This is a genomic window from Haloplanus salinarum (genome assembly GCF_009762275.1).
Lineage (GTDB): Archaea > Halobacteriota > Halobacteria > Halobacteriales > Haloferacaceae > Haloplanus > Haloplanus salinarum.
This window is the reverse complement of the sequence record NZ_CP034345.1, coordinates 1,556,094-1,571,890: the sequence shown is the minus strand read 5'-3', so window position 1 is coordinate 1,571,890 and position 15,797 is coordinate 1,556,094. Positions and strand designations below refer to the sequence as shown.

At 69.8% G+C, this 15,797-nt stretch carries 15 protein-coding genes; 10 read left to right on the top strand and 5 right to left on the bottom strand.

Features of this window, described 5'->3' with window-relative positions:
- The first annotated feature begins 1 nt into the window (after position 1).
- Positions 2–817 carry an alpha/beta fold hydrolase gene (locus EI982_RS09330; RefSeq protein WP_157689443.1) on the top strand — a complete coding sequence of 272 codons (816 nt, stop codon included), beginning with the start codon at positions 2–4 and terminating at the stop codon, positions 815–817.
- Here EI982_RS09330 and EI982_RS09325 read toward each other — a convergent pair whose 3' ends face one another.
- On the bottom strand, positions 818–1,456 hold the full coding sequence (locus EI982_RS09325) for a hypothetical protein (RefSeq protein ID WP_157689442.1): 639 nt from the start codon (positions 1,454–1,456) through the stop codon (positions 818–820).
- 108 nt (positions 1,457–1,564) lie between these two features.
- Between EI982_RS09325 and EI982_RS09320 the strand changes: the two genes are divergently transcribed.
- The 3 genes from EI982_RS09320 to EI982_RS09310 all read left to right on the top strand — a co-directional run bounded on the left by EI982_RS09320 (position 1,565) and on the right by EI982_RS09310 (position 4,889).
- The gene (locus tag EI982_RS09320) at positions 1,565–2,593 is read left to right on the top strand and encodes a phosphotransferase family protein (protein WP_157689441.1); all 1,029 of its coding nucleotides are present in this window, start codon (positions 1,565–1,567) and stop codon (positions 2,591–2,593) included.
- Positions 2,590–3,861 carry a phosphopyruvate hydratase gene (gene eno / locus EI982_RS09315; protein ID WP_157689440.1) on the top strand — a complete coding sequence of 424 codons (1,272 nt, stop codon included), beginning with the start codon at positions 2,590–2,592 and terminating at the stop codon, positions 3,859–3,861. Before EI982_RS09320 ends, eno begins: the two co-directional genes overlap by 4 nt.
- 254 nt (positions 3,862–4,115) lie before the next feature.
- Complete coding sequence (locus EI982_RS09310; protein WP_157689439.1) at positions 4,116–4,889, top strand: HFX_2341 family transcriptional regulator domain-containing protein; 774 nt, start codon at positions 4,116–4,118, stop codon at positions 4,887–4,889.
- On the opposite strand, the gene EI982_RS09305 is transcribed toward EI982_RS09310, so the two are convergent.
- Together EI982_RS09305 and EI982_RS09300 are read right to left on the bottom strand one after the other, a co-directional pair.
- Entirely contained in the window at positions 4,871–5,239 is a 369-nt protein-coding gene (locus EI982_RS09305) for a hypothetical protein (RefSeq protein WP_157689438.1), read from the bottom strand. The genes EI982_RS09310 and EI982_RS09305 overlap by 19 nt on opposite strands.
- 36 nt (positions 5,240–5,275) lie before the next feature.
- The gene (locus EI982_RS09300) at positions 5,276–6,919 is read right to left on the bottom strand and encodes a sensor histidine kinase (protein WP_199243776.1); all 1,644 of its coding nucleotides are present in this window, start codon (positions 6,917–6,919) and stop codon (positions 5,276–5,278) included.
- Between the two features lie 121 nt (positions 6,920–7,040).
- Here EI982_RS09300 and EI982_RS09295 point away from each other — a divergent pair, with 121 nt between their 5' ends.
- The 3 genes from EI982_RS09295 to EI982_RS09285 all read left to right on the top strand — a co-directional run bounded on the left by EI982_RS09295 (position 7,041) and on the right by EI982_RS09285 (position 9,595).
- Positions 7,041–7,235 (top strand): cold-shock protein, encoded by a 195-nt coding sequence (locus tag EI982_RS09295; RefSeq protein ID WP_049935367.1) that lies wholly within the window; start codon positions 7,041–7,043, stop codon positions 7,233–7,235.
- A gap of 140 nt (positions 7,236–7,375) precedes the next feature.
- Positions 7,376–8,950: a hypothetical protein gene (locus tag EI982_RS09290; protein ID WP_157689436.1), complete on the top strand. Its 1,575-nt coding sequence runs from the start codon at positions 7,376–7,378 to the stop codon at positions 8,948–8,950.
- 78 nt (positions 8,951–9,028) lie between these two features.
- Positions 9,029–9,595, top strand: a complete 567-nt coding sequence (locus tag EI982_RS09285) for a DUF7504 family protein (protein WP_449271828.1) — start codon at positions 9,029–9,031, stop codon at positions 9,593–9,595.
- A gap of 126 nt (positions 9,596–9,721) precedes the next feature.
- Here EI982_RS09285 and EI982_RS09280 read toward each other — a convergent pair whose 3' ends face one another.
- Positions 9,722–9,958, bottom strand: coding sequence for a DUF6199 family natural product biosynthesis protein (locus EI982_RS09280; protein WP_157689434.1), 237 nt, complete (start codon positions 9,956–9,958; stop codon positions 9,722–9,724).
- Positions 9,959–10,786 carry a M48 family metallopeptidase gene (locus EI982_RS09275; protein ID WP_157689433.1) on the bottom strand — a complete coding sequence of 276 codons (828 nt, stop codon included), beginning with the start codon at positions 10,784–10,786 and terminating at the stop codon, positions 9,959–9,961.
- A 150-nt stretch (positions 10,787–10,936) separates the two neighbouring features.
- Here EI982_RS09275 and EI982_RS09270 point away from each other — a divergent pair, with 150 nt between their 5' ends.
- From EI982_RS09270 to EI982_RS09260, 3 genes are read left to right on the top strand one after another with little or no spacing between them, the layout of a single operon-like run.
- Positions 10,937–11,257, top strand: coding sequence for a DUF7518 family protein (locus tag EI982_RS09270; RefSeq protein ID WP_157689432.1), 321 nt, complete (start codon positions 10,937–10,939; stop codon positions 11,255–11,257).
- A 15-nt stretch (positions 11,258–11,272) separates the two neighbouring features.
- The gene (gene smc, locus EI982_RS09265; protein WP_157689431.1) at positions 11,273–14,854 is read left to right on the top strand and encodes a chromosome segregation protein SMC; all 3,582 of its coding nucleotides are present in this window, start codon (positions 11,273–11,275) and stop codon (positions 14,852–14,854) included.
- Positions 14,847–15,680, top strand: a complete 834-nt coding sequence (locus EI982_RS09260; protein ID WP_157689430.1) for a segregation and condensation protein A — start codon at positions 14,847–14,849, stop codon at positions 15,678–15,680. Before smc ends, EI982_RS09260 begins: the two co-directional genes overlap by 8 nt.
- Positions 15,681–15,797 lie beyond the last annotated feature (117 nt).

Below are 15,797 nucleotides of genomic sequence, written 5' to 3'. Positions count from 1 at the left end.
TATGCGCTCACGGACGGTCACCGGCGGCGACGGCGTCGACATCCACGTCGAGGAACGCGGCCCGGAGGACGGGCGGCCGCTCCTCCTGATCCACGGGTTCTCCCAGTGTCGGCTGGCGTGGACCCCCCAGTTCGAGTCGCCGCTCGCCGAGGAGTACCGCCTCGTCGCGATGGACCTCCGTGGACACGGCGAGTCCGGGACGCCGGCGGAGTACGCCGACTCGCGGCTCTGGGCCGACGACGTCCGCGCGGTGATCGAGGGACTCGAACTCGTCGATCCAGTGCTCGTCGGGTGGTCCTACGGCGGCCTCGTCGTCTCCGATTACCTCGCCATCCACGGGGACGACGCCCTCGCCGGCGTCGTCCTCGTCGGCGCCATCACGGAGAAGGGAACACCCGACGCCGACCGGTTCGCCGGCGAGGAGTTCGTCGCTCTGGGCCCGGGTCTGGAATCGACCGACGCCGAGCGGAGCGTCGCGGCGCTCGATTCCTTCGTCCGCCTCTGTGTCGAGGGTGACCTCGACGACGCGACCCGGTATCGGATGCTCGGGTACAACGCTGCGGTGCCGCCACACGTCAGGGCCGCCCTCCAAGGGCGCACCGTCGACCACGAGGCGACGCTGCCGTCGGTGGAGACGCCGGTCCTGTTGCTCCACGGCGAGGTGGACCCCGTGGTTCGGCCGGCGGCCGCGCGGAAACACGTCGGCCTGTTCCCGAACGCGCGGCTGATCACCTACGACGGCGTCGGGCACTCCCCCTTCCTCGAGGCCCCCGACCGGTTCGAGGCCGACCTCCGGACCTTCCTCGCGGACCTGTAATCAGTCGGGATCACCGAGCCGCGGGTTGCCCGCGACGACTGCCTCGCCGAGGCGTCTGAGGTCCTCCGTCTCGGGGTAGAACGCCTCGAAGGCGGCGACGAACTCGCGGGCGCGCTCCCGCGGCACCGCGTCGGCGCGGGCCGAAAGCAGGGGTTCCGAGTCGACGAACAGGCGGACCCGCGGCGATGGATCGGCGGGACCGGTCGCCTCGACGCGGAGGCCGTCCCCGCGTTCGAACACCGTCTTCGACGGCGCGGGCCGGTGGCGCCACGCCGGGGGCAGGTCGACCCCCTCGTGGAGGTCGGCCAGGAACGTCCCGAAGACGTCTTCGCACCCCCGGCAGAGGAGGTACGCCCCTCGCGAGACGACTCGGTCGCCGACGAGACTCGCCAGGTCGACCAGCCCCGTCTCGGCGGCCGCGCGATCACAGAACCCGCAGGCGCCGCCGAGGGGTTCGGTCACCGACCAGTGGCGCGTGAGTTCGACCACCTCGGGCCGGCAGTCCGCACAGACGAAGGCCGTCGCGGGCACCGCCGCGTCCGGATCGACCCGGTGGAGCCGCCGAAGCCGCCCGTGGCGACGCGCCGTCGACGGGCGGAAATGCGTCCCACAGCAGTGACACCGCCTGACGGGCTGCATGTCGGATCCTCGCCCCCTGACCGATATAACGGTTTCCCGCGTCGTCGGACGGGCGTCGGACCCTCGCGGAGCAAACGTGAAGTGATCGGGGGGTTTCGACGCGGACGAATGACAGATCAGGACACCGCGTTCACGCCCGAGGCGGCCGTCGACCACTGTCGACGCCACGGTGTCGTCCCCGAGGGGGCGGCGGCCACGGCGCGCTCGCTCGGCGGCGGCGTCTCCAATCACGTCTACGAGGTGACGTGGGAGGACGGCTGTGTCGTCGTGAAGCGTCCGCTCCCGAACCTCGCCGTCGAGGAGGACTGGCCGGCCGACGTCGACCGCGTCCACAACGAGGCGGCGGCGATCCGCACCTACGCGTCGGTCCTCGCGGACGCCGACCTCGCGGCCCGCGTCCCCGGCGTCGTGAGCGAGACGGACGACCACGTCGTCGCCATCGAGTGTGCGCCCGCGGACGCGACGATGTGGAAGGCGGAACTGCTCGACGGCCGGGTCGACGCCGCCGTCGCCGCCGCCGTCGGCGAGGTCCTCGGCACCGTCCACGACGCCGTGGCCGACGACCCGGCGGTCCGCGAGACGTTCGCCGACAAGCGCCCCTTCGATCAGTTGCGCGTCGACCCTTACCACCGCGCGACGGCCCGGCGTCATCCCGACGTGGCCGACGCCATCCGGACGGAGATCGACCGCATCATGGACGTCTCCCGCACCCTCGTCCACGGCGACTACAGCCCCAAGAACGTCCTCGTCGACCGCCGTTCGGGGGCCGTTCCCTGGGTTCTCGACTTCGAGGTGGCCCACTGGGGCGACCCCGCCTTCGACACCGCGTTCATGTGCAACCACCTCTACATCAAGTCGATCTACAACCACGGCGCGCACGAGGCGTACGCGGACGCGGCCGCCCGGTTCTGGGACGCCTACGACGCCGCCGTCGCGTGGGACATCGAACACGAGACGGTGCGGGAACTCGCGGTGTTGATGCTCGCCCGCGTCGACGGCAAGTCGCCCGTCGAGTACGTCGAACGCGAGGCGGTCGCCGACGCGCTCCGCCGGGTGGCGAAGGCGACGCTCCGCGGCGAGGCGGCGACGCTCGACGAGTTCGCGGCGTTGGCCCGCGAGGAGGCGGCGGCGCTATGACCGACATCGTCGGCGTCGACGCGTGGGAGGTGCTCGACTCGCGGGGCGACCCCACGGTCCGCGTCCGGGTCGACACCGCCGACGGGTCGGGGACGTTCACCGTCCCCGCCGGGGCCAGCACGGGCGCCCACGAGGCCGTCGAGCGACGCGACGGCGGCGACCGCTACGGCGGGCGGGGCGTCCGCGAGGCCGTCGCGGCGGTCCGCGACGAACTCGAACCGGTTGCGGTCGGGCGACCAGTGACCGACCAGCGGGGCGTCGACGAGGCGCTCGCCGACCGCGACGGCACCGCGGACCTGTCCCGCCTCGGCGCCAACGCCGTCCTCGGCGTCTCGGGCGCCGTCGCCCGCGCCGCGGCCGCCGCGACCGACCGCCCGCTCTACGAATCGCTGGCCCCGTCGCCGGGGCCGGGATCCATCCCGCTTCCCATGATCAACGTGCTCAGCGGCGGCCTCCACGCCGCGGCCGACCTGCCGATCCAGGACTTCCTGATCGTGCCAACGGGCGCCGAGACGTACCCCGAGGCCCTGGAGACGGCGTGGGCGGTCCGCCGGGCGGCCGCGAAACGGCTCGGCGACGGCGAGCACCCGCCGTCGGTCGCCGACGAGGGCGGCTTCGTCCCCGACGTGGCCGACGCCGACGCCGCCTTCGAGACCCTCGCCGGCGCCGTCCGCGACGCCGGGTTCGAGCCCGCCCGCGACGACGTGGCGTTCGCGGTGGACGTCGCGGCGACGCATTTCCACGACCCCGACCGCGACCGGTATGCGCTCGGCGACACAGCGGTCGATCGCGGGGCGATGATCGACCGCGTGGCTTCGTGGGTCGGCGACTACCCCCTCGTCTCGGTCGAGGACCCGCTGGCCGAGGACGACTGGGAAGGGTGGGCGCGGCTGGCCGACCGCGTCGGCGACCGCGTCCAGTTGCTCGGCGACGACCTGCTGGCGACGAACCCCGACCGTCTGGAGCGGGCGGTCGACGGCGGCGTCGCCAACGCGGTCCTCGTCAAGCCGAACCAGGCGGGGACCATCACCCGGGCGCGGCGGGTCCTCGAACGCGCGCAGGCGGCCGGGTGGGCGCCCGTCGTCTCCGCCCGATCCGGCGAGACCTGTGATTCGACCATCGCCGACCTCGCCGTCGCCTGCGACGCGGGACAGATCAAGATCGGATCGCTCGCCCGGTCGGAACGCCTCGCGAAGTACAACCGACTGCTCGGGATCGACCGATCGTCCGACGGCGGCTTCGCCGGCGCGGCGGCGCTCGCGCCGTAGCCGGTCCCATCCGGCCGCCGCGGGACGGCTACCGTGTGCGCCGGGACCGGCGTCCCCCCTGTGGGTACCGCGCGAGCGGTCGAGGCACCCCGTCGCCGATCCCGACGCACTCACCGGCCGTCCCGCGGCGGGCCCCCCGTACACCGTCGTCCGGTGTACGCTCACGACTCCACGTCGGGGGATGTTGGATATTTTGCCGTTACTCGCGTTACGACCGTTACTTAGAAGCGGCGCCGCCGCGTCGGCATCGGCGAATGAACGTCGCCGAGCGCGTCCACGTGATGCCGTTCGGGTTCGAACACGACCGGATCGTCGAACCCGCACGGGAGTACCGCGCCGACCGCGTGATCCTGCTGGACTGGCTCGCTCCGGACGTCGAACGCCCGTCGTACCACGACGACGTGCTCGCGGCGCTGGCGGCGGCCGGCATCGAGACCGAGCGCCGCGACTGCGAGCTGTTCGACCTCTACGACTCCATCGCGACGGTCGCCGAGATCGCAACCGCCGAGGCCACCCCCGACGGCGAGGACGACGTCGCCAACGAGGTGTACGTGAACCTCGCGACGGGGAGCAAGATCACCGCCATCGGCGGCATGATCGCGTGTATGGTGACCGAGGCCGCCCACCCCTACTACGTCCGCGCGGAGCGGTACGCCTCGGGGACGGAGCCGGTGGGCTACGGGATGGAACCCGCCGTCGACCTGCCGACCTACCCGATGGACCGCCCCGACGACCAGCAGGTCGCCGTGCTGTGCCGGCTCGCCGACGAGGGACCGCACTCGAAGAAGGCGTTGATCCGCTTCGGCGCCGACCGGGAACTGCCCTTCATCCGGGACTGCGACCGGCCGTTCGACGGGTCGGGGAAGCCGACCAAGCAGTCCTACGCACGGCTCAGGAGACACGTCGTCGATCCGCTCCAGGAACGGGGGTTCGTGGCCGTCGAACCCGCCGGAACCGCTCGGCGCGTGCGGACGACCGAGGCCGGCCGGAACGCAGCCCGGGCCTTCGGCTACGTCCGTGACACCTGATCGTCCAGGCTCTCGACGACCGGCTGGAGTCGGTCGTCGTCGTCGAAGAACTCGATCAGCGTCGCCGTGCTGTACGCGAGTTCGTACGCCGGCCGTCCCTTGCCGACGGGCGACCGCTCGCCCGCGTCCGCCGTCTCGACGTGTCCCTCGGCGTCGAGTTCGTTGAGCGCGCGGGTCACGTCCGCCTCGGAGACGGTACCGACCACGCCGTCGACGGCTGCGGCCTCCTCGCCGCAGACGCGGCTGATCTCACCCGCGTGAGCCGGCGTCCGTCCCGTCTCGGACAGGCGTGCGATACCGAGCAGGGTGAGGCGCTGGACGAGCGTCGTCGCGTGGAGCTGGTCGGTCATACGTGTCAACTGAACGGCCAGCGTCAAAACCGTACCTCATTCGTCCACGGGCGACACGTCCGCGATCGACAGGACGATCCGGATCCCCTCCCGGTAGTCCGCGTCGATGCTCGCCCCCCAGCCGTGGACCTGTGCGAGCGTGCGCACCAGGGGAAGGGCGGTCCCGACGGCGCCGTGGGCCGCCGCGTCGCCGTAGTCGAAGTACCGATCCGAATCGTCGCCGGGCGGATCGCCGTCGCCCGTGATCGTCACCTCGCCGTCGTGGCGGGCGACCGTCACCGTCGTCGCGCCGTTGTCGACGAGGAACTCGAAGGCCCGCTGGAGGAGCACTTCGAAGCGCGTCGGGTCCGCCTCGACCGACGGGGTCCCCTCGACGGTCAGCGACGCGGCCTCGTGTTCGACGTCCGCCCAGGCTGTCCGCGCCGTCTCGGCGACGTCGACGGTGGTGGTATCGGCCATCGTCTGCCCGTACTGTGCGAGCGTCGCGAAGTCGTTCATCAGGCGGGTGGTCCGGTCGGTCGTGTCGGTGGCCGTTCGGAGCGCGCCGCGTGCGTCCTCGACGGATCCGTCCTCGAGCCGGTCGATGGCCCATCGGACGTTCCCCTGGATGATCGTCACCGCGTTCCGGAGTTCGTGGCGCATCCCCGTCGAGAGGTCCTCGAGTTGCCGGTCGTGGCGTTCGAGTTCGCGCCGCTGGCGTTCGATCCGGGTCACGTCGGTGAAGACGACGATCCGCGAGAGCGACCCTTGGCCGATGTCGAAGTCGTTCTCGCTCACCACGTAATGTCGGCGCTCGCCGTCGACGTCGACGTCGACCACGCCGCGGTCGTCGTCCAGCGCCGCCGCCACCGACGGGAGCGACTCGATGGGCTCGCCGGCCGCGTCGTCGAGGGCGGGAAACAGCCGGCGGGCCGCCCCGTTGAACTCGCGGATGCGGCGGTCGTCGTCGAGGAAGACGGTCGCCCCCTCGACGCCGCCGGTGAGCTGGACGGCGAAAAAGCGGTCCTCGAAGACGAACAGGACGCCGACCGCGAAGGCCGCCACTCCGAGGGGCGCGTGGATCATGTCGATCAACAGCGGCGACGCGAACCCGAGGATGTCGAGGACGACCGGTGCGCCCGCGAGCGCGACCAGGACTGCGAGCGATCGGGTGTCGTAGTCCGCTTCGACGAACGCCTCGAACAGGGCGAACATGCCGACGGCCGCGAGCGTATACGAGAGGCCGGTCACGATCCAGTGAAAGAGGCCCTGCTGGATCGCCAGATGCGGGAACGGCTCCGTGACGAAGCCCGTGGTGAAATAGAGGTGATGGATGGGGTTGGTGACCTTCACGGCGACGACGACGAGATAGAGGGCGATCCCCGCGCGGCGGTACGCCCGCTGTCGGTGGTAGGTGCGGCCGGTGTACGCCGAACAGAAGTAGAGCCACGCGAAGACGGTGCTGAACCCGAAGATGAGTCCGACCAGATACACCACCGTCTTCGGGCCGCGGCCGGGCAGGACCAGCAGGCTCGCGTGGCTGGCGGCCCAGGCCCCGCTCGTGGCGAGCAGGACCACGAGCCCGCGGCGCGTCTCGGCGTCCTCGATCCGTCGAGCGCGGACGGTGCCGGCGACACAGCCGGCGGTCGCCACGACGAACAGCAGCGTGTACGCGACGGTCGACGACGGTTCGAGGGCCAACGGCCTGTCGGATCCCTGGGCACGCCCCGTTACCAACCCTTCGGTTCCATCGCTACGCTCGTGGCATGAGTCACCCACTCACGGAAGCCTTATGCGTCGAGGGGGCCTCCGTATGGATGCAATGGCAACTGGTACGGTCGATTTCTTCAACGACACTGGCGGTTACGGCTTTATCGAGACTGAGGACGCGGACGACGACGTGTTCTTCCACATGGAGGACGTTGGCGGTCCGGACCTCGAAGAAGGACAGGAACTCGAATTCGAGATCGAGGACTCCCCCAAGGGTCCGCGCGCGACCAACGTCGTTCGCCTGTAAGGCGACGGACGTCACTTCTCGCCGATCTCCACGATTTTTGCGTGACCACGACACCCAGCGGCGGCGCCGATTCTCAGCCCTGAGAAGGCGGGCGGCACGTTGAAACCCCTGGGCGCCATCGGCTCGACAGAGTGACTGCTATGGACGCGCCCGGCCGTTCCGCACTCGTCGCCCTGGTCGTCGCGGCCGGCGTCGTCGGCTTCCTCCCCGCCGCCGGCGTCGTCGGCGCGACGTCGCCGGCGATCACCGTCACCGTCGACGGCTCGCCCGTCGACGACGGCAACGAGACGGTGGTCAACGACGACCCGCCCATCGGCGTCAGCGTGGACGCGGATCGGTCCATCGACGTCGTCTCGGTTCGCGTCGACGGTACCACCGAGCGGCGCTACACGCCCAACGGCTCCACGCTCGACGAGACGTTCCACCTCGACCTCGCGAGCGGCGAACACAATATCTCGGTCGTGGTGAAGACCGAGGAGGTCACGACCCACGAGGTGACGGTGATCAAGGACGCCCAACGGCCCTACGTCGCCTACACAGCACCGTTCGAGACGGACACCTACGAGCCCCCGCCGGAGCGCGTGACGGTGAACCGGTCGCGGGTCACGCTCGCGGGGAATTTCAGCGATCTGACGGGGGTCACACACCTCCTCATCAACCGCTCGACCGAGTACGACACCGGCGCGGGCACGCGGACCGACCGCGCCGTCTACGAGGCGCGAACGCCGAACGAGTCGTTCTCCCAGTCGGTATTCCTCGGGGTGGGCGACAACACCGTGACCGCGCGCTACTACGACGAACTCAACCACGTCCGCGTCCATCGGGTGACCATCACGGTCCAGGACACCGCGCCGCCGACGCTGTCGAACCTGTCGGTGGTCCGGACGGCCCCGGAGACCCTCCGGGTGCGGGGGAGTGCGACGGACAACGGGCAGATCCGGAGCGTCTCGCTCACGCCCGCGAACGTCGACGACACCACGTACCTGCTCAACCCGGGAGTCGGCGAACCGAACCCCGCGCGCCAGCGGACGACCTTCGCGTCGAACGTCACGCTCCACCCCGGTGTCAACAGTGTCGTCCTACGGGCGACCGACACGGCGGGCAACACCGTCGAACGGACCGTCTCCGTCAGGCGGACCGTCGTTCCCGAACTCCGTCTCGACCGCGGGGGGACCCGGTACGTCAACGGTAGCACCGTCGTCGCCAGGGGGGTGGCGACCGACGGCGAAATCGTCTCCGCCACCCTCGAAACCGTCGACGCCGACACCGGCGAGGTGGTCGACATCGTCTCCCTCCACGACGGCGACATCGTGACCGACCTCGACTTCGAGCGCCACCTCGACGCCCCCGAGAGCCGGCACACGACGGTTCGACTCCGCGTCATCGACTCCTCGGGAACCGAACACGTCACCACGTTGGACCGGACGCTGACCGTCGAGACACCGACGGCGACGCCGACGGTGACGCCGAGGCCCTCGACCACGTCCTCCCCGCCGCCCGAATCGACGGCGACGCCGGTGCCGACGGCCACCCCGGACGGATCGAACGCGAGCGGCCTGACCGTCCCCGTTATCGGCGTGACGATACCGGTGCCGTCCGTCCTCGGCACGTCCGTCTCGCTGCCGGTCCCCGTCGTCGGGCCGTTCGACGTTCCGATCCTCCCCGTGGCCGCGCTGCTTGCCGTCGGACTGGGCGTCGTCGGTCGCCGCCGCTGACCGACGAACCGCCACCCGGCCCGGCATCCGCCACAGTAGTTTTCAGACGGCGGCGGCAATCGCCGACGAGGTGATGCCATCCCGCCGGAATCGCCCTCCACGATCACCCTGCATCTGACCGACTCGCGGACGACGGTCGAGCCGCGACACTGTACGCGCATCACCCCGGTTCCCGAAGCATCGGCCGTCGTCGTCGTCGCCCTCGCAGGGTCGCCGGTTCGGTGGCTCGACGACTGGGAGGCCATGCCCGACACCGACATCGACCGCGCGACGTTCGTCGTCGACGACGCCACCTCGTGGGTGGCCGGCGACCCCCGCGACCGTCTCGACGCCGCAGCGTCGCCGGACACCGACGTCCGCGTCCGGACTCTCGCGTCACCCGGCAACCTCACCGACGTCGGGGTCACGCTGACGGAGGTGCTGGAGCGACAGCCAGCCGGGCCGACCCTCCTCTGTTTCCAGTCGCTGACGGTGCTGTTGCAGTACGCGCCGCTCGACGAGGTGTACCAGTTCCTCCACACGCTCGAGACACACGTCGAGCGGACCGACACGGCGGCGCACTTCCACCTCCACGAGGGCGCCCACGACGAGGAGGCGGTCGACACCCTGCGGCCCGTCTTCGATCGGGTCCACGGGGACTCCTGAGACGCCCGGCGGGAGCCGATCGACTCATACGGTTTATTGTAACTGTTTACCGGTGGTTCGCCGAACTGTTCCGGTGAACCACCGGTAGTGACTTACGATAAACAGTATCACACGTGGCGCCGTCGGTCAGACGGCCGCGACGTAGCCGAAGTAGCCGCCGCCGAGGACGAGGCCGACGCCGACGGCCCGGACCAGGTACAGCCAGCGGTCGGACGGGTCCCCGTCGGTGCCGTAGCCGCCGCCCCGGTCGTGGGGACGACGGCCGACGGTGTGGACCCGGATCACGGCGCCGGGGGCGACCAGACAGAGTGCGCCGAGCAGGAGGCCGAGGATCGCCGCCAGGAGCGTCCGGACGTCTACCATCTACGATCGGAGACGTTCGATCCGCTTCTCGACCGGCGGGTGCGTCGAGAGGAGGCTCGCCAGTCCCCCGCCGTCGCCGAAGATACACAGCGCGTTCACCTGGTCGTCGACGCCGGCGTCCTCCCGGCGCTCGGCGCTTCGGCTGATCTTCTCCAGGGCGCTGGCGAGCGGTTCGCCGCTCCCGACCTCGCGGGCCGCGTCGGCGTCGGCGACGTACTCGCGGTACCGCGAGATGGCGAAGACGAACACCATCACCAACATCTGCGTGAGCTGGCCGACGACGATGGCGAGGAAGAAGTCCGCGAGGTCGTTGTCGCCGGTCAGGAGGACGGCCCACTGGGCGACGATGGCGACGATGGAGGCGACGCCCTGCCCGAGCACCATCATCACCACGTCGCGGTTGCGGATGTGGGCGAGTTCGTGGGCCAGGACGCCCTCCACTTCGTCCGGTTCGAGCGTCCGCAGGAGCTCCTGGCTCACGACGACGGTCCCGGCGCCCTTCCGGCCGACGGCGAAGGCGTTGGGGACGCCCATCCGGGCGATCATGAGCCGCGGCTTGTCGATGCCCATATCGCGGGAGAGCGATTCGACCCGGCGGTGGATCTCGGTGTAGCGGTCCTCGGGCAGGTCCTCGGCGCCGACGCTCCGGAGCGCCATCCACTTCCCGAGCTTGTACTGGACGCCGACGAAGGCGACGCTCCCGACGACTACCAGCGGGAACACGTCGGTCCCGAACATCCCCATCAGGACGACGGCGGCGATGCCGTAGAAGGCAAAGAGGATCGATCCGACGATCGCCATCCGCAGTTTCAGTCCGACGTGACGCATATCCGACCGTCGCGCCTGCGACTACAAAGGCTCGGCGGTTCGGCGTGTCACGCAACCGCACGGTCGCGCGGCTCGACCGCCCCCCGGCGTCCGGTCGACAGTGTGGATGTCTGACGTACATTTATACGTCCGGCGACGCCTGGTAGGTGCATGAGCAACAGGGTGGAGGAGCTCGAATCGCAGGTCGCGGAACTGCAGGCCGCCGTCGACGGTCTCACCGAGGAACTCGTCGAGACACGGGAACGGCTGCGACAGCTCGAAGCCGAGGAGGGCGTCGAGCGAACGCGGGCCCCGGAGCGCCGGGAGTCCGAATCCAGCCCGAGCCCCGACTCCGAGCCCGCCGACGCGTCGGCCGACCCGGCCGACGCCGCCGACGCCGACGACGGGGCCGCCGGCGCCGAAACCGGGACCGACCCCGAGACGGACGACGACGGCTCCGATTCGGACGGGAACGACATCATCGTCGCCTGATCGGGGCCGACCCCCATGCACATCTCCGAGCTCGTACTCGACGACTTCAAGAGCTTCGGCCGGAAGACGCGCATCCCCTTCTACGAGGACTTCACCGTCATTACCGGCCCGAACGGCTCCGGCAAGAGCAACATCATCGACGGGGTGCTCTTCGCGCTGGGGCTCGCGCGAACGCGGGGCATCCGGGCCGAGAAGCTCACGGACCTCATCTACAACCCCGGCCACGAGGACGACACGGACCGGTCGGGTCCCCGCGAGGCGAGCGTCACGGTCGTCCTCGACAACGCCGACGGGACGCTCGACCGCTCGCAGGTGGTCAACGCCGCCGGCACCGAGGACGTGGGTGACGTCGACGAGATTTCCGTCAAGCGCCGGGTCAAGGAGACCGAGGACAACTACTACTCCTACTACTACCTCAACGGCCGGTCGGTCAACCTCTCGGACATCCGGGATCTGCTGGCCCAGGCGGGGGTGACACCCGAGGGGTACAACGTCGTCATGCAGGGCGACGTGACCGAGATCATCAACATGTCGGCGGGTCAGCGTCGGGGTATCGTCGACGAGATCGCGGGCGTCGCCGAGTTCGACGCGAAAAAGGAGGACGCCTTCGGGGAGCTGGAGACCGTCGAGGAGCGCATCGACGAGGCGGACCTCCGGATCGAGGAGAAGGAGGACCGCCTCGACCAGCTGGAGGACGAACGCGAGACGGCTCTCGAATACAAATCGCTCCGCGAGGAGAAAGCGGAGTACGAGGGCTACCTGAAGGCGGCCGAACTGGAGGAAAAGCGGACCGCCCTGGAGCGCACCGAGAAGCGGGTCGAGGCGACCGAACAGGAGCTCGCGGACCGACGGGCCACCCTCGAGGAGCGCGAGGCCACGGTCGAAAAGCTGGAGGCCGAACTCGACGACCTCACCCGTGAGATCGAGCGCAAGGGCGAGGACGAACAGCTCCGGATCAAAGGCGAGATCGAGGAGATCAAAGGCGAGATCGGTCGCCTCGAAGCCACCATCGAGAACCAGGAGGAGAAGATCGAGGACGCGGAGCAGGACCGCCGCGAGGCCTTCGTCACCCTCGATCGGAAGACCGAGAAACTCGACGACCTCGAGGCGGAGAAGCGGTCGATCAAAGTCGAGAAGGCGTCGGTGAAAGGCGACATCGAGGAGCAGGAGGCGGCCCTCGCGGAGGTCGAGGCCGAAATCGAGAGCGTCGACACGGAGTTCGACGAACTCAAGGAGGAACTCGCCGACTGCAAGGCGGAACTGGAGGAGCTGAAGACCGAGCGCAACGACGCCCAGCGGGAGAAAGATCGGCTCCTCGACGAGGCTCGCCGCCGGTCCAACCGCATCAGCGAGGCCCAGTCGGAGCTGGAGGCGGTCCACGAGCGGCTCCCGGAGCTGAAAGCCGAGCGCTCGGATCTGCACGGCGAACTCGACCGCGCGGAGAAGAACCGCGAGAAGATCGAGTCGGCCATCGAGGAGCTACGCACGGAGAAGGCCGACCTGCAGGACGAACTCGACGGAATCGAGGAGGACCTCCGCTCGAAACAGAACGAGTATGCGGAGCTCGAAGCGCGCGCGAGCCGCGACGGCGACGACTCCTGGCCGCGGTCGGTGACGACGGTCCTGAACGCGGGCATCGACGGCGTCCACGGCGCGGTCGGCCAACTGGGAAGCGTCGGTGCCGAGTACGCCACCGCCTGCGAGACGGCCGCCGGGGGGCGGCTGGCGAACGTCGTCGTCGACGACGACGGCGTCGGATCGTCCTGTATCGACTACCTCAAGTCCCGGTCGGCGGGACGGGCGACCTTCCTCCCGATCACCGAGATGGACCGGCGGGGACTTCCCTCGAAGCCCGCCAATCCGGGCGTCGTCGACTTCGCGCGGAACCTCGTCGACTACGACGACCGCTACGCCGGCGTCTTCTCCTACGTCCTCGGGTCGACGCTCGTCGTCGAGGACATGGACACCGCCCGCGACCTGATGGGTGACTACCGGATGGTGACCCTCGACGGCGACCTCGTCGAGAAAAGCGGCGCGATGACCGGCGGCTCCGGCGGCGGCTCGCGGTACTCCTTCACGAAAAGCGGGAAGGGAAAGCTCGAACGGCTGGCCGAGGGGATCGAGTCGCTGGAGGACGACCGCCGGGCGCTTCGCGAGGAGATCCGGGACGTGGAGTCACGCCTCGACGACGCCCGCGACCGGAAGGCCGACGCCACCGAACGGATCCACGAGGTCGAGAGCGACATCGAGGACGTCGAGGGCGACATCGCGGCGGCGGAGGCGGAGATCGAGGAACTGGAGGCCGAACTCGACGACCTCCGGAGCGAACGCGAGGAGGTCGACGAGCGGATGAACGATCACGAGGACCGCATCGACCACCTCGACGACGAGATCGAGTCGGTCGAGGCCGAAATCGCGGACCTCGAAGCGGAACTCGCCGACTCCCGCGTCCCCGAACTCACCGAGCGCAAGGAGGGAATCGAGGACGACATCGCGGACCTGGAGGGGCGGATGGACGACCTCGACGCCCGCCTCGACCAGACGGATCTGGAGATCGAGTACACCGAGGAGGACATCGAGGAGCTCGAAGCAACCATCGAGACGGCGAAAGCGCGCAAGAGCGAGGCCGAGGACGCCATCGCGGACGCGGAGGCGGAGATCGAGGACCGCGAGGCGACCCTCGAGGAGAAGCGCGCGGCCATCGAGGAACTGGAGGACGAACTCGCGGACCTGAAAGCCGAGCGCCGGGACCTGCAGCGGGACCTCCGGGAGGCGGGCACGGAACGCGACGAGGCGCGCGAGCGGGTGACGGCCGTCGAGTCGACGCTCGCCGACCTCGAGGACGACGTCGAGCGCCTGAACTGGGAGATCGACGAACTCGAAAGCGAGGTCGGGGCGTACGACCCCGAGGAGATCCCGGACCACGACGAGGTGGAAGAAACCGTCGAACGCTTGGAAGCGGAGATGGCGGCGCTCGAACCCGTGAACATGCTCGCCATCGACGAGTACGACGAGGTGGAAGCCGAACTCGACGACCTGCGGGAACGTCGCGACACGCTCGTCGACGAGCGCGACGCCATCGAGGAGCGCATCGAGGGCTACGAAGCGAGAAAGAAGGAGACGTTCATGGAGGCGTTCGACGCCATCGACGCCCACTTCCAGGACATCTTCGAGCGGCTCTCGGCGGGGACGGGCGAACTCCACCTGGAGAACGAGGACGACCCCTTCGAGGGCGGCCTGACGATGAAGGCCCAGCCCGGCGACAAGCCCATTCAACGCTTGGACGCGATGAGCGGCGGCGAGAAGTCGCTGACCGCGCTCGCCTTCATCTTCGCCATCCAGCGACACAACCCGGCGCCCTTCTACGCGCTGGACGAGGTGGACGCCTTCCTCGACGCCGCCAACGCCGAGCGGGTGGGCGAGATGGTCGACGATCTGGCCGGCGAGGCACAGTTCGTCGTCGTCTCGCACCGCTCGGCCCTGCTGGATCGCTCCGAGCGCGCCATCGGCGTCACCATGCAGGGCGACAACGTGAGCGCGGTCACGGGCATCCAACTCGACGGCGACGCCGACCCGGAGGTGACCGCGGATGACTGAGGACCACCTCCCCGACGACGTCTCCCTCTCCGACACCGACGACGACGAGGTGGAGCCGGTCGAACTCCTCGTCCAGTTGGCCGAGGAGGGGGAGATCGACCCCTGGGACGTCGACATCGTCGACGCGACCGACGCCTTCCTCGACCGCCTCGACGGGACGGACCTGCGCACGTCGGGGCGGGCGCTGTTCTACGCGAGCGTCCTCCTGCGGATGAAAAGCGACGCCCTGCTCGGTCACGGGGCGGACCCGGAGCCGGAACCGGAGCCGTGGGAAGTGGCGATGGAGGGCGGCGATCCGGAGCTGGACGGCCCGGATCCGATCGACGCTCTGGAGACCGAACTCGACCGGCGGCTGGAGCGGAAACACGCCCGGGGGTCGCCGGAGACGCTCGACGAACTCGTGCGCGAACTCCGCGAGGCGGAGCGGAACTCGTGGTGGAAGGAGTCACGGTCGTACGACACCTCGGCGTCGCCGGGGGGGTACGACCGCGGGACGCAGACCCTCGACTACCGGGCGGCCGACGACCTCCGCGAGGGGGGTGAGCCGACCGAGGGCGACGTGACGGCCAACACCCACACCGAGGACATCGAGACGACCATCGAGTCGGTGCGCGACGCTCTGCGGACCCACTACGACGCCGGCCGCGCGGAGGTGCTGTTCGCGGAGGTTCGCGAGACCGGCGGGGCACCGGTCGACACCTTCCTCGCCCTGCTCTTTCTGGCCAACCGGGGGGCGATCAAGCTCCGACAGGACGACCTGTTCGGCGACCTCTGGATCCGGGACCCGTCGGCGCCGACGGTCGGCGACGAAGCCGTGGCGGACTGAGGGTCTCGGGACCGGCGAGACGGACGGCGGAGACTCACGGTTTCGAGCCGTTGGACGACGAAGCCGTGGCGGACTGATACTGTTTATTGTAAGTCATTACCGGTGGTTCGCCGAGAC